The 19360-nt window shown below is 35.4% G+C and carries 18 protein-coding genes; 1 reads left to right on the top strand and 17 read right to left on the bottom strand.

Going from position 1 to position 19360, the window contains the following annotated elements; all coding sequences use genetic code 11:
- The 7 genes from RT261_RS01105 to RT261_RS01075 form a co-directional block, all read right to left on the bottom strand.
- On the bottom strand, positions 1-918 hold the full coding sequence (locus tag RT261_RS01105) for a metal ABC transporter ATP-binding protein (RefSeq protein ID WP_313128266.1): 918 nt from the start codon (positions 916-918) through the stop codon (positions 1-3).
- Between the two features lie 42 nt (positions 919-960).
- Entirely contained in the window at positions 961-1926 is a 966-nt protein-coding gene (locus RT261_RS01100) for a metal ABC transporter substrate-binding protein (RefSeq protein ID WP_313128264.1), read from the bottom strand.
- A 357-nt stretch (positions 1927-2283) separates the two neighbouring features.
- Positions 2284-2964, bottom strand: coding sequence for a carbohydrate-binding family 9-like protein (locus RT261_RS01095; protein WP_313128262.1), 681 nt, complete (start codon positions 2962-2964; stop codon positions 2284-2286).
- 126 nt (positions 2965-3090) lie between these two features.
- Positions 3091-3834 (bottom strand): ABC transporter ATP-binding protein, encoded by a 744-nt coding sequence (locus RT261_RS01090; protein ID WP_313128259.1) that lies wholly within the window; start codon positions 3832-3834, stop codon positions 3091-3093.
- Positions 3835-3936: 102 nt separating this feature from the next.
- The gene (locus RT261_RS01085) at positions 3937-5007 is read right to left on the bottom strand and encodes an ABC transporter substrate-binding protein (RefSeq protein ID WP_313128256.1); all 1071 of its coding nucleotides are present in this window, start codon (positions 5005-5007) and stop codon (positions 3937-3939) included.
- Positions 5008-5115: 108 nt separating this feature from the next.
- Complete coding sequence (locus RT261_RS01080; protein WP_313128253.1) at positions 5116-5895, bottom strand: ABC transporter permease; 780 nt, start codon at positions 5893-5895, stop codon at positions 5116-5118.
- On the bottom strand, positions 5864-6160 hold the full coding sequence (locus RT261_RS01075; protein ID WP_313128251.1) for a thiamine-binding protein: 297 nt from the start codon (positions 6158-6160) through the stop codon (positions 5864-5866). Before RT261_RS01075 ends, RT261_RS01080 begins: the two co-directional genes overlap by 32 nt.
- Before the next feature lie 402 nt (positions 6161-6562).
- Here RT261_RS01075 and RT261_RS01070 point away from each other — a divergent pair, with 402 nt between their 5' ends.
- Positions 6563-7102, top strand: coding sequence for an ECF transporter S component (locus tag RT261_RS01070; protein ID WP_313128248.1), 540 nt, complete (start codon positions 6563-6565; stop codon positions 7100-7102).
- On the opposite strand, the gene RT261_RS01065 is transcribed toward RT261_RS01070, so the two are convergent.
- The 10 genes from RT261_RS01065 to RT261_RS01020 form a co-directional block, all read right to left on the bottom strand.
- The gene (locus RT261_RS01065; protein ID WP_313128246.1) at positions 7099-7401 is read right to left on the bottom strand and encodes a hypothetical protein; all 303 of its coding nucleotides are present in this window, start codon (positions 7399-7401) and stop codon (positions 7099-7101) included. The genes RT261_RS01070 and RT261_RS01065 overlap by 4 nt on opposite strands.
- A gap of 158 nt (positions 7402-7559) precedes the next feature.
- Positions 7560-8444 carry a ribokinase gene (locus RT261_RS01060; protein ID WP_313128243.1) on the bottom strand — a complete coding sequence of 295 codons (885 nt, stop codon included), beginning with the start codon at positions 8442-8444 and terminating at the stop codon, positions 7560-7562.
- 293 nt (positions 8445-8737) lie between these two features.
- Entirely contained in the window at positions 8738-9187 is a 450-nt protein-coding gene (locus RT261_RS01055) for a hypothetical protein (RefSeq protein WP_313128241.1), read from the bottom strand.
- Between the two features lie 150 nt (positions 9188-9337).
- Positions 9338-11269, bottom strand: a complete 1932-nt coding sequence (locus tag RT261_RS01050) for a beta-N-acetylhexosaminidase (protein ID WP_313128239.1) — start codon at positions 11267-11269, stop codon at positions 9338-9340.
- Between the two features lie 234 nt (positions 11270-11503).
- The gene (locus RT261_RS01045; RefSeq protein WP_313128237.1) at positions 11504-13195 is read right to left on the bottom strand and encodes an ABC transporter substrate-binding protein; all 1692 of its coding nucleotides are present in this window, start codon (positions 13193-13195) and stop codon (positions 11504-11506) included.
- Between the two features lie 37 nt (positions 13196-13232).
- Positions 13233-14144: a carbohydrate ABC transporter permease gene (locus RT261_RS01040; protein WP_313128235.1), complete on the bottom strand. Its 912-nt coding sequence runs from the start codon at positions 14142-14144 to the stop codon at positions 13233-13235.
- A 108-nt stretch (positions 14145-14252) separates the two neighbouring features.
- Positions 14253-15197, bottom strand: coding sequence for an ABC transporter permease (locus tag RT261_RS01035; RefSeq protein WP_313128233.1), 945 nt, complete (start codon positions 15195-15197; stop codon positions 14253-14255).
- A gap of 142 nt (positions 15198-15339) precedes the next feature.
- A complete protein-coding gene (locus tag RT261_RS01030; RefSeq protein ID WP_313128231.1) occupies positions 15340-16914 on the bottom strand; it encodes a response regulator in 1575 nt (524 codons plus the stop codon).
- A 1-nt stretch (position 16915) separates the two neighbouring features.
- Positions 16916-18514, bottom strand: a complete 1599-nt coding sequence (locus RT261_RS01025; RefSeq protein WP_313128229.1) for a cache domain-containing sensor histidine kinase — start codon at positions 18512-18514, stop codon at positions 16916-16918.
- 120 nt (positions 18515-18634) lie between these two features.
- Positions 18635-19111, bottom strand: coding sequence for a VanZ family protein (locus RT261_RS01020; protein WP_313128227.1), 477 nt, complete (start codon positions 19109-19111; stop codon positions 18635-18637).
- Positions 19112-19360: the final 249 nt, after the last annotated feature.

The following is a 19360-nucleotide window of genomic DNA, read 5'->3' as shown; positions in this document are numbered from 1 at the left end:
TTATACTAAGCTCCCGTTACCCGTTGGCTGTATTATCCCAAAGGTATTCTTAAATTCTTCACTGGAAAGGACCTCCTCCGGGGTACCTTCCATTCTAATGGTTCTATCCAGCAATATAACATGATCCGCATATTTTTGAACAAATTCAAAATCATGAGAAATCATAATAATTGCTAAATCATAGTTCTTTTTCAGATTACCGATATTCTCATAGAATAATTCCATTCCATTGCGGTCAATGCCCGAAATTGGCTCATCTAACAGCAACAGATTAGGAACCGGTGTAATGGCAATAGACAAAAGTACTCTTTGTAATTCTCCACCGGATAAATCACAAACTTGCTTGTCAATTAAGTCCTGTGCACGAAAAACAGTTAATTGCTTTTCTATCTGCTCATATATTTTTTTCTTCTTAAATAAAAATACCGGTGAATCGGAAATATAAGATGCAAATAGATCATAAACACTGGTGGGAGTGTTCTTCGCTATATTTAAATGCTGGGGAACATATCCCACTTTCAAATCTGCCATTTGATTATTCTTAATATCTTCAAAGGTTATAGTACCCTCATGTTTAACCTCACCTAATATAGCTTTCATTAAAGTAGATTTACCGGCGCCATTTCTTCCGATAATGGCAGTCAATCTGCCGCAATGAATATGAAGGTTAATATCTTCAATAATGGTGTTATCGCCTATCTTTACTGTAATATCTTTAGTTTTAATACAATGAAGGCCACATGCGGCGTGGGGCTCATTCCAAGTGGCCTTCTTCCTAACCTTAGGGGAGTGGGTAAACTTTTCCCCTGGTTTATTATCTTTTTCTAAATTCTTGGATTTATTGTTAACACGATTCATCTTCATTCTTACCCCGATTCCGTACTTTTTAATAACGACAGAAACCTTGTCCCCCGACATAACTTCCGCCTTGGAGAATGTCTTTGGGTTCAATTTGATACATTACTGATTTAATAATGCCTGCTTTAATACATCCATATTCTGTCTCATTCCATTTAGATAACTGTCATTATCCATATCTCCGGTTACTAAAGAATCAACAACATATACTTTTGCACCTGTTTCTGATGCAATATTTTCTGCAATGGAAGTACTGTATTGTTCCTCCGTGAATAAAACCTTCACCTGATGTTCTTTCACTTCGTCTATAACTTCTGCAATATCTCCGGCACTTAGTGCGGTTTCACCATCCAGATTTACTGTGTGAATTACTTCCAAACCTAGTTCTTGTGCTAAATAAGCAAAAGAATCATGGAAAATAACAATTTTCTTTTCCTTTACATCGTCCAAAGTCGTTTCTAACTCATTTTTTAAGGTTTCAATTTTACTACTGTATTCTGTACCATTTTCTTCGTAGGTTTTGGCATTCTCCAAATCAAGCTTTGCCAAACCTTCCTGCACATTCTTTATTTCTTTCAAGTAATAGTCCATATTAAGCCATACATGGGCATTATACTCTTCACCTTCATGATGATCTTCTGTTTCCCCCTCATGGCTGTCTTCAGTTTCCACTTCCTCATGATGATGTTCTTCTGCTGTTAAAAAGGTAATATCTTCACTTGCATTAATAATGGGCAGATTCGGGTAAGATTTCAGAATGTCTTCCATAAAACTTTCCATTCCTCCGCCGTTCATAATAAAGATATCCGCATTTTCTAACTTTTTCATATCCGAGGTTGTCAATTGGTAATCATGCAAACATCCGGTTTTATATTCTGTAAGATTAACTACATCTACATTAGTTCCTTGGGTTAGATTCTTAGCTAATATATACATAGGGTAAAAGGAAGTAACAATAGTCAGCTTTTCCTCATCTCTTGCTTCTTTCCTTGTAGCTGCGGTAACGAAAGCAGTACCGATTACGATTATTAACATAATTCCTAATATGGCAATTAGTTTTTTCTTCATTTATATAGCTATGCTCCTTTCAAAGTCTAGAGATTTTGCATACAGCGCAAATCTTTGGCTGAAGGAATTTAAAACTCAATTTTCCTTATTGCAAATCATTTGCAATAATTATAGTATACCCATAGTTGATTGTCAATAAACATATTTGATAATTTTCAACCAAAAAGAGGTAAAAGAATTTGTCACAAAATAATAAACTGCCATTCCGGGAGCATATACACTTGAACTGAATTTGAAGTTAAAGAATCTCATCTTAGACTTTTTAACTCTAAAATTCAGTTATGCTAAACGCTTGTGGGAATGACAGTTTCATAATAATCTTATTTCTGAAATAATATCTAATATACACAGTTCCAATTACAAGATTTTTGCATTCGCAAAAAACTGTGGTAAATGAAAATTAGGTTTTGGGTTTGTAATCGGAGCAAAGCTTCCATAATGTTCTACAGAAGGATCCTCGCTTATCTTATAGAAATTACAGGTAAATTGGTCACCTGATTTTAGTGCTGGAATTTTATATACATCGCAAATAAGTTCCATTGGTACCTTTAAAAGAATGCTCCAGGAATCCTTCTCTTTTTTAGCGATACATATGGCTCTAAACTCTGTAATCTCTTTTACCCTTTTACGGTTTCCTACCGGTCCAAAGCCACTAAGCATAGCACCGTAAGAATTCATTTCAAAATTAAAATAACCAACGCTTAAATCCTTTCCTGCAAAGTTTAGAAAAGCTTCCATAGCACTGTCTCTATAAACCGGATCATTTTCTTGAGTATAAGTGGTTAAGGGATTATTTTCTATTGCAGTCATTGATATAAGTAAACCATAATCTTTCAACAATGCCATTTGTCCATAGGCCTGTACCTCACGTTCTTTCGGCCACTTATATTGATCGATTAAGAACCTTGGACATCGATTGAGTTGTTCTTCTCTCTCAATGGTAAGTACCGGATATACGGGGTTGACATCCCTTTCATAACTAATTGATGCAGTATGGTTTATGTTTGTATTAAAATCAGTATTTGTAGTATGGTTCATATAGAATCCTTTCCTTTTTATCTAAGAATTTTCCTATATAAGTATACTCTTAATAATGAAATATTTCCAGCATTTTATAATTCCTACATCTGGCTTCATATTAAGTTGATTAAAATTCTCTGGTTATTAAGATTCTTTCAATATCTTTAGAATTTGCTTCTTATAATTCATAAATTCTTCGCTTACCACAAATTCCTTGCTTCTGGGTTTGGGTTCCTCTATTCTAATTTCTTCCGTAATCTTACCTGGTTTTCCAGTCATCATATAGATACGGTCTGACAACAGAATGGCTTCATCTATGTCATGTGTAATAAATAAGGTGGACAGTTTAATCTGTTCCATAACCGATAAATACCATTCATGCATACTACTTTTTGTTATGGTATCCAGTGCACTGAAAGGTTCATCTAACAGAGCTACTTTATCAGAGAAAAGGTAGGTCCGAAGCAGGGCGGCACGCTGTCTCATACCACCTGATAGTTGATGGGGATATTTCTTCTCGGTGCCTGCAAGACCGAATTCTTCAAAATACTTTGAAGCAGCTGCTCTGGCTTCTGTCTTTTTTAAACCGCCGATAATAAGAGGCAGGGATACATTGTCCACAATGGTTTTAAAAGGCAATAACAAGTCCTTTTGCAGCATATAACTTACCTTACCGGCTTTACCTGTAATGTCTGCTCCATCCAATTCAACCTTACCGGTATCCGGCTTTAATAAACCGGATATAACATTGAATAAAGTTGTCTTTCCTGCGCCGCTTACACCCAGAAGGCATACAATTTCACCATTATGTAATTCGATTGAGATATCTTCTATGATTTTTACACCATCATAGCTTACTGAAATATGATTTGCGGTCAGCTTATCCATGGAATATTTCCTTTCTAGTATACATATACGGATACGAAAAAGCAGCTTCTGCCCTTCTTCGTATCCGGTTTTATAAAAATAAGTGTTTATTAAATGATTTTATTATTTTGTTAAGAAATCGTTAGTAAAACCAGTGCCGGCCGGGATTTCTTTTTCAATTAATTGGTTTTCATACAGCCAGGCATAAAAAGCATCCCATCTTACAGGATCAATGTAACCCCATTGTTCTACTTCTGCTTTATACTGACCTGCCAACCATTCCTGGCTCTTGGTTATTAATACCGGATCAAGTTCCGGTACAGCTGTAACTAGAATATCGGCTGCATCCTTGGGATTTTCAATAGCGTATTCATAACCTTGTCTTACCGCATCTAAGAACTTTTTGGTCGTTTCTTTGTTATTTTGAAGGTATTCATTGTTTCCAATGAGAATTGGACTATAATAATCCAGTTCGATTCCATAATCCGCGAAGTTTAAATAATTTGTATCCAAACCTGCCACTTCTGCTGCCATACCATCCCATGCTCTGTAAACCCATATAGAATCAATATCTGTTTGAAGTGCAGTCACTACATCTGTTACTGTATTAGGTATTAACTTAACATCTTCAAAGTTTCCCCCGTCATCTTCCACTACTTTCTTAATAATTGCCAGCTCTATGGGTGAATCCCATGTAGCATAATTATGACCGACCATTTTACTTGGGGTATCAATTCCTGATTTCTTTAAAGATAGGATACCGGAAGTATTATGCTGGATAATGGCCGCTACGGCTGTAACCGGCATTGGATTATCCGATGCAAATGTAGGTGCTACAGTATCTTGAAAACTAATACCAAATTCTGCTCCTCCTGCTCCTACCAATGCAGTTGTACTGCCTTCTGGTGGCTGCATAATTTCTACTTCCAGTCCGGCAGCATCAAAAAATCCTTTTGCCTGTGCAACATATAAACCAGTATGATTTGTATTCGGTGTCCAGTCAAGTACTACACGAATTTTTTCTTTTTTATCATTGGTTGATTCTTCTTTTGAAGCATCTTCTGATTTACCAGTTTCTGTTTTAATGTCTTCTGTTTTCTCCTCTTTTGCATTGTTTGAACACGCTGTTAACGCAAAAATTAAGAATACGGTTACTAATATTTTAAAGAGATTCTTTTTCATTCTTACACCCATTGTATCCCATCTGCAGGCAGATGAGATACTTAGTTCCTTTCTGATTCATTATACGCTGTAAACCGGCACATTTATTCTGTATTCATTATACGCCGTAACCCGGCACATTTATTCTGTACTGCCGGTCTTACCTCTTTCCCAAGGCATTACTGCTCTTTGGAGCAGACTGACGCCCATCATAAGTAATAAACTGATAATAGAGATAAAGAAAATAACTGCAAACATTTTATCAAAGGAATAGGATTTCCTTACCCTTGTCATATATACACCAAGTCCGCTAAATCCTCCCAGCCACTCAGCCACCACCGCACCTATAATTGAATAGGATACCGAAATTCTAAGTCCCGAGAAAAAATTACTGATGGAACTTGGTAATTTTATGTGAACAAACCGCTGCATTCTTGTTGCACCCATTGCTTTTAAAAGGTTTAAGGCATCCGGGTCCGCTGATTTAAAACCATCTAATAACCCAATTGTGATTGGGAAAAATGAAGTAATAATAATTAAAGAAATCTTAGGTAATATTCCATAACCCAGCCATAATACCAGTAAAGGTGCAATGGCTACCGTAGGAATCGTTTGTGTAATAATCAATACAGGATATATGGCTTTATAAGCTATCTCAAACCTATCCATAATAACGGCAACTATAAATCCGAGTAAAATTCCCATAGATAATCCTAAAAAAGCTTCCACTAACGTAGTTTTTGCATGATACATCAGAAGATTAAAATCTTTAAAGAAAGCTTTAACTACATCCGCCGGGGAAGGCAGCATAAACTTGGGAACAATACCGGTGCCTGATAAAAACTGCCATACCCCTAATATAATTGTTATGGCCAGTACTGGAGATACTTTATTGATGATGCTTTGTAACTTTTTGATCAATGGTTAGTACACCACCCTCCGGCGCAAAACTTATCTTTACATAAGCAGATACTTTTGGCGCTCCTGCTTTCACTGCAATTAACTGACAGTTCTTTATAATTTCCATTAATTGATCATAATCACCTTCAATAGCTGTTTCAGAAGGTCCTACATAATAATTCAAACCCGTACTTTTAATATAGGCAATTACCTCATCTACAATACGAATTACTTCCTCCGTGCTCTCTACTTGTGGTAAAACTTGAATTGCTACATTTGCGTTCATTTTGTGTCCTCCTTATTTTTCATCATTAAAACAAAAAGACCTTCCCGGTTACCGGAAAGGTTTCGTATATATCCAAAATACAATTCACATTCATAAACTATATGCGGAGACATTATATACATTCCTACGCCAGCATTATCCGGATCAGGTACGAAGTTATACACTTCAGGGTTAAAACATTGTAGTAGTTTACTCTCAGCCTAATTCATCAGGCTCCCCTTGTTTCGTAGAAAGTGTAACACAATAACTTTTTTGTGTCAAGTTCAACGGCTTTGAAAACTGGCTCTTTTTAAAATATCTATTTTGGCACTTTTAACAATGCCAAAACTGTTTTATAGTATCTACAAGAATGAGTAATCGAATAAAAATGGAAAGCGTTAAAACGCTGGAATCGAGGTTAACATGTATTTAAAAAAGACAAAAAAATTAGTCATCGCAGCACTAATGGCCGCAATGACATGTATCGCAACTATGATAATTCAATTCCCATCACCGGTTGGATATATCCATATCGGAGATGGCATCGTACTTGTATCAGGTATGATTCTTGGCCCCATATATGGAGGAGCCGCTGCCGGTATTGGCTCTATGCTAGCTGACCTTTTATCTGGATATACCAGTTTTGCACTGGCTACCTTTATTATAAAAGGACTTGCAGCCATTACAGGGTATTATATATATCAAGTATTATCCCGTCATTTCAACAATAAAAAGAATAGAATCATATCTGTCATTGTTGCAAGTATTTGCGGTGGAATTATTGTAACTTCGGGATATTTTATCTTTGAAGGGTATTTTATGGGATACGGAGTAGCCACTGCTGCAGCCGGCATCCTTTTCAATATCGTACAAAATATATTCGGTATTATAATATCTATCATATTAATGCCGATACTCTTAAGACTTCCAGAAATCAAGTCTGTTATGAATTTGGAACATTAAAGGAATAGAGACCCTTTAATGGTTCCCATGACAACGTCCATTACTCCTGTTTTCTCCTTAACAGGTGCAAAATTTTGATAAAAAACTATTTTCTCATTTGTCTCTTTTTCGAACTGTTCTTTCATTTCGAATATTTTGTAAACATGCTTCTCATATTTACTATATGTACTTACTAATTGAGGATGATTCAATGAAATTCCGTTTTCTAACATTTTATTGATTTTCCTCTGGTAGTAAGTGATCCATCGGTATTTTATCTCCATTAGAAACAATGACTTCGCCTTCTGATGCTTTACCATGGATTTCTCCTTTCCTACTCCTTCTCATCCGTATACAAAAAATCATTTGTATAAAAAAATATTAGCACATATTGTGTAGAATAGGAACCCTTTGAAAGCTTGAAAATATCGCGAATTTCAGCTTTCTTCGACAGTAAAACATAGAAAAACCGTTAATCTTACATGAGACGATTTTCTACTTCATCTTTTGCAGGAATAGAGCTGGAAGCACCTTTTCTGGTTACCGCTATAGAAGCTGCAAAAGAACCAATTTTAAGTGCTTCTTCTATGGACTTTTCTTCTATAATAGAGGCTAAAAAGTAACCGGTGAAAGTATCACCTGCTGCGGTTGTATCCACTGCTTTTACTTTAAAACTTTCTCTAAAGTATCGCTTTCCATTTCCACTGTATGTAACACCGTCTTTGCCTAAAGTTAACACTACTTCTGAGTTCGGATATATACATTCCATCACATTCAGAATATTCTCCGGCTCTTTTTCTCCGGTAATTTGATAGCCTTCAATTTCATTCATTAAAAATACGGAAACTTTACTTAAATCACAAGCCTTTACTTTTTCATTAAAAGGTGAAGGATTCAGTACAATCTTCATTTTCTTTTCATACGCCTTATCAATAATTTTGTCTAATAAATTAATTTCATTTTGCAGTAGAATCATGTCTCCTTCTTGAAAATAATCAAGAACTTCTTCCACATGTTCTAAGGTGTTTTTTCCATTGGATCCAGGGAATAAAAGAATACTGTTTTGACCGTTCTTATCTACCTGAATGATGGTATGTCCGCTTTTTCCCTGCACCTTGGCAATAAAACGACAATCAATCTGATTCTCTTTACACTTTTCAATGAGAATATCTCCTTCTTCTCCTACCATTCCCGCATGATAAACAGAAACTCCCGCTCTTGCTAAAGCTATAGACTGGTTAAGACCTTTACCTCCGCAAAAAGTTTCCATGCTGTCAGAAGACAAGGTTTCTCCCGGTAAAACCATATGATCCACACCATAAACGTAGTCATAATTTAACGAACCAAAATTCACTAATTTCATCGAATCTCTCCCTTGTATAGTCATTATTTTATACGTAAAACCTATACTTCTATGTTACTATTACAGGGCTGTAAAGTCAATTTATATACTGGTTTTAAATGATTATTTTTATGATAAGAATTTAAAGTACAAAACATTTTATATCCTGATAATTCCAATTCAAAGAACCCCGCCCTAACTCTTGTCAAAGAACCATAAAAATACCGGTTACAATAGAATTTCTTTTATTGTAACCGGTATTTTTCTAAATCCAGTTTTGCTGTATTTACATCACATATTCACTTAAAAATTATTTAATCCTGAGTATAATTTTTTATATTGTCTATTGTGTTAATGTCTGAACTGTCATCTGCAGCCTCATCGGAAGCATCTCTTTCCGGTTCTGCATTGCCTTCTCCATTGGCATCAGCAATGTCTTCTGCAGTATCATAATCCTTTGCAATAGTAGTATCTGAATCCTCTGTATCGTCTTTTTCTTCAATACTTTCAACAGTAGGTTCATCTGGTATTTCTTCCGTTAATTCTTCCGTTTCTTCTTCATTTTCTCGTTTCATATTAGCTAAGTCTTTAGCTGAAAGTATAATCAAAGTGATTCCTACAATTACAAATAATATAATAAATGCAATACCTACTGTTTTGTTGCCTGATGTATCCAGTTCACGCCATAAAGATGTTGATAAGTAAATCAAATACATCCCGGCTATAATTCTAAATATCCTATTCACTTTTAAGTCTTTATGCATATTTATACCTCACTGTATATTTAATTTCGGCTTATGTATCTTAGCACAATAACTTGCAAGTTACAAGGTCTTTTTCATGAAGGGCCTTATATAAAGCCATGGAATGTATCACTTTTCCGTCCACAATACTGCTTCATCCACAAAATGAATCTATTTGTGCTGATATATCCACGGCTCTCTTAAATAATGGCACAAGGAAACCATCACCTCCCGGATCCGATACAACTCGCTCTCTTTATTGCGAGTTCTCCATAGCTTTTCATACCTTATGAACCACTTTTCTAATTGAGCAGCTAAATTTATAGCTTCATTTCTTAACTCCTGATCATCTAAATTTTTTTGCTCTTCTGGCTCAAAATAGAATTTCTTAATCATCAGGCCAGCATGCTCCCAAAGTTTTACCAACTTTGCCATATGAACTGCTTCCTCCAAATCTCTCCTTCTTGAGAAATTTAGTTTGCTATATACCATACCTTTATAATCTTCCAATTTATCTAATAAATTATCCACCTCTTCCATGGTCGTTCTAAAAAATAAACAATCCGGTCCCTCAATAAAATCATGAGTATCTCCATAAGAGACATTTCCGAAAGAAACGTCATAATACCACTTCATTAAATGTTCCCAGGTAATATGCATTTTATTAGATATGTCTGTAAGAAGGGTAAGCAGGTTAAGGTGGTTCATATTCTCATAGCCCAGATATGGGCAGATTGCCTCATGGTAGCTTTGAAGAGAATCACAATTTGAAGCTTTTGGATTCCAAGACATTGCTGCCCCAAGGATTAAGCCCGGCAGGGAAGTGCTTAATAAGTTAATACTGCCAAAGTCTCCCCAATCTGTTACAAGTACACCACCAGCTTTATATTTTTCTCCATATCGGATAAGTTTGGTTATATTCTGAAAGGCTCCCTCATAATCATTCAGAGCTCTGTTCCATCCTATGGCACCAGGGCATACATATTGGATAACACCGGCTTTCATAAAAGTATGTGTATCAGCTTCTGTAACCTCGGGGTCATAATTCCAGTTCATGCATATCACGTCTTTCGGAATCTCTTCTAAATATTCCGGATGTTTTATAATCATATCTCCAAAAAACATGACTTTCTTTCCTAGTTCTTCTACAATACTCATGATTTTTTTTAAAAAGTCAACATAAAGTTTTGCAGCCCCTGTTTGCTCTGCCAGTTCCTTATTCTTTTCTTTCCCAATATCAAAAGTTTCATCCCCACAGATATTTACGATAGGTGAACTAAATAATGGAACAAAATTATAAAGTATATTTCTGACCAATTCAATGGATTCCGGATTGGTACAGTCAAGTGTATGATGTAATTGTCGTTTCATCCAATCATAAGGTTCATTTGGATAATCTTCATATTCACATAAATGCTTATAAGAATCACTTTTTAAAATCTCGTATAAATGTCCGAAAGTAGCAATACAAGGTACTAATTCAATCATGTGTTCCTTGCAGTAAGTATCCAGTGCGATAATATCCTCTCCACTTAGACCGTCCTTACCCACATTAATTTCTGAGGTAAACTGAAACATGAAAGTATGCTCTATATATAGCTGAAGCATATTTACCTTAAAATCCGAAGCCAAATCAACAAGCTCAAACAGATAATCTAGCTTTGGTACCTTACCTCTTGTAATATCAATCATCCAGCCCCGATTGCTGAATGCAGGCTTATCTTTAATTGTTATCACCGGCAGTTTATTTTTATATTTTACAATCAGTTGTTTTAAAGTCTTAAGCCCATAGTATAAACCTTTATATTGTCCTTTGAGAATAATTCTATCCTGGCTGATAATAAGTTCATAAGCTTCCTCTGATTCAGCAGTTACTTCTTCCTGCATTAAAATAATATTATTGCCTTCCTTTGCTGGTATTGCACCAATTACAATCTGTACTCCAATTTCATTATATATACTATCTTTTAAATCAATTAACCATTTTTTATATTCGTTCTTCTCTTCTTGAATACTAATAACCGTATCTTCTGTAATGGCAAAAAGTCCATCCATTATCTCATAAAATTGAGGACTTGGAACAAGCCCTGAGTAATTATTCATCTTATCATCCTTTCAAATTCTTGGTGAAATATCATCAAGCAAAATCCCAATTGCAGTCATTTCTTCACTACGAATTATACCACATACTTCATTCATTGTGTCTATATTAAATATCGACTTTATTTAAGAGAAATCTCCTCCTTGGCACGGGCTTCTAATCCCCAATCCTTAGCTTCCATAGAAGGTGCTGTTGCAAAACAATATATTTTTACAACAGCACCATTTTATAATTAATTAATTTTTATTCCAAAGATCAATTTTTCCTTGTATCAATTTATTAAATTCGTCTTCCAGCTTTTCGATACCAATAGATTTTAATTCTGCCTGATATTCCTCCCATAAAGCATCAAAATCTTCCGGTTTTGCAAGAACAGCTGCTGGAATTCTTTTTGCCGTAACTTCATCATATTTTTGCATGATTACAGTGGCTTCATTATCTGATGGAATATTAATCTGCCATAATACACCATATGGGCTCTCTTCAAAATCTTCTTCGGATGGGTAAAGGTCTTTCCAGGTCTCTGCCCCATAAGCAGCCAAAGTCTCTTTCTCCGGTTCCGTATAAGTATCAATAATACTTTGTTTGTATACAGGACTATAATAATCCCCATTGGAATCTACGGCACCCTGACCATATCCCGGCCATGGCCAGGAATAGATACCAATACCTGTTCTTGTGGCAAAATCCACATCCTGAGACCAGGAATTAAAGGTTTCATCATTAAACTTACGTTTTCCATCCACTACATCATAATGTTCACCTTCAATACCCCAACGGGCTAAAATTTGCCCTTCATCAGAGCACATCCAATCTAAGAATTTAATTGCTGCAACAGGATCCTTACAACTGGTGCTAATACCAACACCATAGCCACCGGTGTAACCTACCGGTCTAAAATCAGCATAAGTATAAGAATCATTTAAAACGAGAGGAAATTCCCCATAACCTCTTTCCGGTTTTCCTGCCGATACAAGTGCCTGTTCCGCATCAACATATTCCCATTTTGCATCTGCCAGAGCCAAAACACGTCCTTCTGCAATTTTAGCCTGATATTGATCATATTTTTGGAAGAAACTTTCCGGATCCAATAACCCGGTATCATTCATATGATTGAGCCACCTAAAGTATTCTTTCTCATCATCACGGGTCAAATGGATTTGAGCCTTTTTGCTTTTTGTATCATAATACCATTCACCATCATCAGGCCCGCCTGTGGCAAAAACAGCCGGATTAGTCACCGAAATCTTAATACGCCAATCATCCGCTAATAAAGATAAACCAATAGTAGGTTTGCCTTCAATTTCAGGATATTTACTTATATAAGTTTTAATTGCCTCTTCATAGTCCTGCAAGGTTTCCATCTTAGGAAATCCTAATTCCTTTAAAACTGCGTATTGAATCTGAAAACCTGTCTCTGGTTCATATCTGATTTCATCAACCGTAGGTAGCCCCAAAAAATAAATAGATGGGTCATCAATACTGTATCTTAAGCGTGTTAAATCATCTCCATATAATTTCTTAATATTAGGACCATGTTTTTCAATTAGGTCGTCTAATTTTACAAATCCTCCTGCATCCACGATTATATTAGAATACTCCAAAGCATAAATGAAATCCGGATATTCCCCACTGGCTGCCATAAAGGATAATTTTTCTCTTGGATCTCCAATTGCGAATTCTTTCTCTAATGTAACCCCTGTTAATTCCTTAATTTTTTGAGATACCGGACTTTTATAACTATCATCCATTTGTCCTGCTGTTGTATCTGCACTCCAATAAGTAAATGTGACCGGCGTCTTATCTTCCTGAGACTGTTCCAATGTAGTTTCCTTACTTGTTTTATCTTTACCGCATCCACTTAAAAGGGTGATAAGTAAGATAAAACATAAACAGAGCTTCCATACCTTTTTCATAGAACCTAACATAATCCTTCCCTCCATTTAACATGATATATTTATACAATCAATCCTTGACTGCCCCTAAGGTCATACCCTTTACAAAATATTTTTGTACAAAAGGATATACTACCAGAATAGGCAAAGTAGCAACGATTGTGATTGCCATACGTATGGACTGCGGAGATACTGTCTGTGCTGTCTGCAAATGTTTTTTCATCATCAACACCTGCCCGGATGCCGCAGTATTGGAATTATTAAGCACTTTCATCAATTCATACTGAAGAGTGGTTAATTTAGGTGCACCGCTATTATATATATAGGTGTCAAACCATGAATTCCAATGAGACACTGCATAATACAATCCGATTGTAGCCATTACCGGTTTACATAAAGGTAATATAATCCGGGTAAATATCTGCAAATCATTGGCCCCGTCAATGCATGCAGCTTCTTGTAGTGCGGTTGGCAAACCATCGATGAACGAACGCACAATATAGATATAATAAACCCCTATAATTCCCGGAACAATATAAACGGAGAAAGAATTAATCATTCCCAGCTTTTTAATGAGTAAGAATTCTGGTATCATGCCACCACTAATGTACATGGTTATTGCAAATATATTAGCTACTACTTTTCTAGCGAAAAAATCCTTTCTGCTAATTACATAAGCCACCATCATGGTACTTATTACCCCAAGTCCTGAACCTATAAAAGTACGAATCACAGAATTTATAAATGCAGTAATAAGAATAGGATCTTTAAAAACTTCTTGATAATTTCTTAGTGTAAAGACTCTTGGAATAATATGAATACCACCCTTTATTGTATCGCCGGCATCATTAAATGATATTGCCAAAACATTTAAAAAGGGATAAACCGTTACGATTACAATAAGCAGGAGAATAAACATAATCAAACCATCCACCGCTTTGTCTTTAAATCTTACCTTCCTTTTACGCTTCTTTCCAGACAACATATTCCCCCCGTTTCCAGCACTTTAGCACATTTTAATAACAGTAGCTGCTTGGTGCATCAGAACAAATTACCGGTTTAAAAACTTTCTTTTCTACTTTCCTTTGAGTTAAATGACCGTTTGACCTTTCCACCTTTTTGCAAGTTGATTGGCACAATAAAGCAATATAATACTGACCACTGATTTAAATATACCTATTGCCGTACCAAAGGAGTAGCGGCCTAATTTTATACCATAATCAAGTATATATAAGTCCAGAACTTTTGAATAATCCTGTACCAATGAATTCCCCAGTAGGTATTGTTTTTCAAATCCAATACTGATTATCCAGCCGATATCTAAAACTAAGATAACCAGAATTGTACCGGTAATCCCCGGTAACGTAATATGTCTTATTGACTGCCACCGGCTTGCCCCGTCCACCTTTGCCGCTTCATAAAGGGTAGGGTCAATACCTGTAATTGCTGCCAGAAAGATAATCGAATTCCAACCTAACTCCTTCCAGATTTCAGCACTTGTACAAATTCCCCAAAACCATTTTGGCAATGCTAAAAACGATATTGGTTCCTTAATGGCACCGATAAATAGCAGTATCTCATTTATTATCCCATCTCCTGAAAGAAGAGTTGTAAATATTCCCGCAACAATTACCCAGGAAACAAAATGTGGAAGGTAGGTACTTGTTTGAACGATCTTTTTATACCGAATGCTTTTTACTTCATTTAACAGAATTGCAAAAAGAATTGGAAGGGGGAATCCGAATAGGAGCTGTAAGAAACTCATAGCCAAGGTATTTCGCATTACATTGTAAAACATCGGATCACGAAACAATTCTATAAAATGTTTTAGTCCCACAAATGGATAGCCAAAAATCCCTACACCTGCCTTGGGTTTATAATCCTGAAAAGCCATCAGCCACCCCCAAAGAGGCAGATATTTAAAAACTATAATCCATATAAGAAAAGGCAATACCATTAAAATCAAATATCTTTGCTTTATAATGGTTCTGACAAAAGATTTTTTATGAGACATTAATTCCTGATTCCCGGTCATTACAACTTCCTCCATTTACCTTTTGATTCATTATACAAAAAAAGGTGTCCAAAGGACACCTTAATAATTCGCTATTAATTCCCTAAAAATAAGGGAATAATCATGACTTTATGAGATACTGCTTGTTACCAAACACCGTCTATTACGATGGAAGATCCTTGAGTTCTGCCCGGTAATCTGTGGGAGATAATCCGGTTAGTTTTCTGAATTTTGCGGTAAAGTAATCAGGATCACGAAAACCTGTTATTTGGGATATCTCATATATTTTTAATTCTGAATTCTTTAATAAGTTTTGTGCTTCTTTTAATCGCAATTCATCTACAAAGGAATTAAAAGACTGGCCGGTTTCTTTTTTAAACTGTTTCCCCAAATAGTTGCTGCTATAATGAAAAAGTTTGCCTAATGCTTCAATTTTAAGGTCTTCCTGGTAATGATGCTTAATGTAGTCAATTACTTTCCCAAGAGTATTCTGTGGCTTCATTTCCTCAATATATCCACAGATGGTAAGAAATTGATATTTAATAAATCCATGCAGCTTAAAAAGATTGGACTGCTGATAAAAGGCTTCAAATACCTTAGGGTTTAAGAATTCCCGCTCCAGTAACCCATGCTGGTGTTCAACCAAAGAGGTCATGACACTTACGTAAACATGCAAATAGAAAGCTTTTATTTTTTCCGAATCCCACCCGCTTGTCTCCATATAACACCGCATTCCTTCTAAAAGATTATTCACTTGATTCTGTTGATTGGTACAAACAGCCTGATATAACTTTAATTCCGTATCTTCCTCATATTGGGTGCTAAGTTCTTTATTTTGCTGCTGGTGGATTAATTTTTTATGTAAGATAGTCTGATTACCATATAAGAAGCGATGATCCATAAGATATTTGGCATATGCATAGGAGCTATTTACTTCACTTAATTCATTCACATTAAGCCCCACCGTTATAATAGCTTCTTTATGGAGTTCCATAGCAATCCACTTTCTTATACATTCAAGGCTTCCATTGTGTTTTTCAAAATTCTTGTTTTTTGCTAAAATCCCTATTAATCCTTCTGTTTCAAAAAACACCTTGTAATCGGATAATTTCTTCAAATGCTGTTTCAACAAAGCCCTTTCCGGGAAATTAAGACCTTTCTCTATGGTATCAATTAATAAAACCGTATAGGAATTCCAGGGCAGCTCCAGATGGAACCATTGATTTAATTCTTCATAATTAGAATCTCTATATACATAAGTGTCCAACCCTTCATAACCCATTACCAAATACTTAATAATTTGTTCTTTGGAAAGCTGACATTGTTGATTTAAAACAATCTGATTTTTCTTGTCATTATACCAGCAGTCATGAATTTCACTAACTTTTTGCGCTAATACTACTTCATCTATCGGTTTTAGGATATAGTGATTCACCTGACACTCCATAGCTCTCTTAGCATAATCAAAATCCCTATATCCGGTTAATACAATGAATTTAGCCGGTATCTCTTTTCTTGTAATTGTTTCAATTAGTTGAATGCCATCAATTTCAGGCATCTTAATATCCACAATGACTAAATCTGGTTTAAGAAGAAGGATTTTATCAATCCCTTCCACTCCATTTTGTGCCTCACCAATCAAGGTACAATGAAGCTTTTCCCAATCAATTAATGTTTTAAGACCTTCACGTATATTAGGTTCATCATCAATAATCATTACTTTCATCAACCCAATCATATTAGTTACCCCTGTCCTTCATTTTTATGATAGGCATGATAAGGCGAACAATTGTGCCTCTGGGATGATTCTTCTCAATAAATACCCCATAAGCCTTACCAAACTTAATTTGCATTCGCTGGTGTATATTAAGAATACCGATTCTTTTTTCTCCCTCTGTATTACTATGTTCATTAGCATCCAGTAAACCATCCATAACACTTGATTCGATACCTTTTCCGTCATCTGCTACTGTAATAATCAGTTTTCCTGCTTCTATTTTACCATCAATCATTACGGTACCGGTTTCTTTTACTCCCTCCAGACCATGAATTATAGCATTCTCCACAATTGGCTGTATGGTAAGGGGCAGTACTGCAAGATTCAATATATCTTCCTTGCATTTTATAGCGCTTTGAATCTTATCACCAAATCTAAAGTTCTGAATGATTAAATAATCCTCTACGAAAGAAAGTTCTTCTTTTAAAGTTATGTAATCATGAGGCATTTCCAAATTTCTTCGAATAAGTAACCCCATTTTTTTCACAATGGTTGCAATTTCTCCTTCCCCATTCATATGAGCTTTCATTCGAATGGATTCCAGTACGTTAAATAGAAAATGAGGATTGACCTGATTGGCAAGTACCTCAAACCTCATCTTCTCTTTAAACAACAAATACTGTTGTTCCTGTTGATGGGAAGCCAGACTGGAAAGTCCAAATATTAAGGCAAGACCTGCCATTAAACTTAAAAATACCACCAAGCTGCCAAACATAGATACTTCCCTTGAAGTTGCAACCATCTGGTCAATCGGAATAACCGATACTAAATAAATAGGTGTGGAAAGCATATTCTGGTCAATGGCCTTCACTATAAATTGTGAGTTTTCTCCCATAAATTCTGCAGTCCACATAGCTTGTTCTTCGGTACTTTCCATATTATTCAGTGCCTGAAATTTTTCTCCGTTCTTTAAACTTCCTTTCGACGTAAGTACTCTATATTGTGAATCTACTAAAAACAAATCATAAGATTCGGACTGTATCATATTATTAATACGCTTTAAATCCACTAAAATCATCGTAACCCCTTCCATCTCTTTACTCAGATGAAAGGAACGGCTGATCATAAAATAATCTTTATATACGAGAGGGCCTTCTTTGTAATATTCTCCAAAGGACTTACCTTTTAGTGCTATGGCCTTTTGATACCAGGATGAATTTTTTATCTCAAAAGTCGCTTTCATATAATCCATATTATCTAATATGGTTTCATTTTCTCCATAAATTCGAATATCTGCTATATCCGAATAACTTAACTCATATTTATTCAAGAGATTACTTTCAGAATAACTATGAAACACTTCAAGAGGGGATTTAAAATTTGTTTGCATAATAGTCTTTATTTTTGCATCCGATATTGTAGCATTCTCAATGGTATAAATGAATTGCAGTGTTTCTTCAATTCGACTTTCAACACGGGCAATCTCTGCATTTGCTTCTTTTAATGATTGTTCATAAGCCATTTTACGCATACGCACGGTTAAAAATATGCCGATAAATAATATTGGCAATAGACTAGCTGTTCCAAACACAAATAAAAAACTTCGACCGGTTTTTTTCATTCCTCTTCTCCCCAACCCAGAAATAAAAAAGTCAATTGTAATTATCGTCCTAAAACCCCAAATATTTTCCAATATTAGTATAGCATCGGCCCTATATTTAATCAATATTTTTCATCTATTTTAATTGCTTACTTTTCTAAACTTTTTGCTAATAAAGTAGAACAATATACACCCTATCAATGCTCCTGATCCGTCAATTAGAACATCTGTAACCTGACCTGATCTGCCCGGAACAAATAGCTGATGGAATTCATCTGTTGCAGCATACAGTACCGCTATAACTTCTGACCATAGGATCAAAGAACGTCCTCTCTTACCATATACATAAAAGGAATAGGAAAGAGCGATTGCCAGTATACCATATTCTGTCATATGGGCTGCTTTACGTATTAAAGTTTCCAGTAATTCTAACCAATGATTTCTCTCTTCTATTGGTAATTCTAAACTAAATATTTTCTCATTAAGAGAAAATATATTCTCAATAATGCCTCCGCTTAATCTGGATGATGCTGCTGCTTCTTGATGAGAAAAATAAAAAATGACGCACATTATGATAAGCGGGGGTATTGTTGAGAAAATCCTGTATTTTTTCTTCATGTCTTTTTCACCTTGATATAAAACCTTATTTTAATATATGTACTATAATATAACATAGTTAATTCGCTCAGAGCAAGTACAGTACTTACTAATTCAATAATCATTCCACTTAAAACTGATGATAAAATAATAAACTGCCATTCTAAGCTAAGAAGAATCCTTTTGTGAGGGAAAGATTCTCTTTCAATCCAGTATAGCTGAATTTACGCTTAAATAACAGTTTATTATTTTGCAACAACTAATTTGCAC

The sequence above is a fragment of the Anaerocolumna sp. genome, assembly GCF_032079385.1.
In the GTDB taxonomy this organism is placed as follows: domain Bacteria; phylum Bacillota; class Clostridia; order Lachnospirales; family Lachnospiraceae; genus Anaerocolumna.
Note: the sequence above shows the minus strand (reverse complement) of the source record. Positions and strands in the feature narration are given on the sequence as shown.

Coding starts and splice junctions, on each gene's coding strand:
- RT261_RS01025 (WP_313128229.1), bottom strand. CDS start 18,514: ATGAAAAAAACCGGTCGAAGTTTTTTATTTGTGTTTGGAACAGCTAGT.
- RT261_RS01020 (WP_313128227.1), bottom strand. CDS start 19,111: ATGAAGAAAAAATACAGGATTTTCTCAACAATACCCCCGCTTATCATA.
- RT261_RS01090 (WP_313128259.1), bottom strand. CDS start 3,834: ATGGATAAGCTGACCGCAAATCATATTTCAGTAAGCTATGATGGTGTA.
- RT261_RS01045 (WP_313128237.1), bottom strand. CDS start 13,195: ATGTTAGGTTCTATGAAAAAGGTATGGAAGCTCTGTTTATGTTTTATC.
- RT261_RS01100 (WP_313128264.1), bottom strand. CDS start 1,926: ATGAAGAAAAAACTAATTGCCATATTAGGAATTATGTTAATAATCGTA.
- RT261_RS01050 (WP_313128239.1), bottom strand. CDS start 11,269: ATGAATAATTACTCAGGGCTTGTTCCAAGTCCTCAATTTTATGAGATA.
- RT261_RS01095 (WP_313128262.1), bottom strand. CDS start 2,964: ATGAACCATACTACAAATACTGATTTTAATACAAACATAAACCATACT.
- RT261_RS01070 (WP_313128248.1), top strand. CDS start 6,563: ATGTATTTAAAAAAGACAAAAAAATTAGTCATCGCAGCACTAATGGCC.
- RT261_RS01030 (WP_313128231.1), bottom strand. CDS start 16,914: ATGATTGGGTTGATGAAAGTAATGATTATTGATGATGAACCTAATATA.
- RT261_RS01055 (WP_313128241.1), bottom strand. CDS start 9,187: ATGCATAAAGACTTAAAAGTGAATAGGATATTTAGAATTATAGCCGGG.
- RT261_RS01085 (WP_313128256.1), bottom strand. CDS start 5,007: ATGGGTGTAAGAATGAAAAAGAATCTCTTTAAAATATTAGTAACCGTA.
- RT261_RS01105 (WP_313128266.1), bottom strand. CDS start 918: ATGTCGGGGGACAAGGTTTCTGTCGTTATTAAAAAGTACGGAATCGGG.
- RT261_RS01065 (WP_313128246.1), bottom strand. CDS start 7,401: ATGGTAAAGCATCAGAAGGCGAAGTCATTGTTTCTAATGGAGATAAAA.
- RT261_RS01075 (WP_313128251.1), bottom strand. CDS start 6,160: ATGAACGCAAATGTAGCAATTCAAGTTTTACCACAAGTAGAGAGCACG.
- RT261_RS01035 (WP_313128233.1), bottom strand. CDS start 15,197: ATGACCGGGAATCAGGAATTAATGTCTCATAAAAAATCTTTTGTCAGA.
- RT261_RS01060 (WP_313128243.1), bottom strand. CDS start 8,444: ATGAAATTAGTGAATTTTGGTTCGTTAAATTATGACTACGTTTATGGT.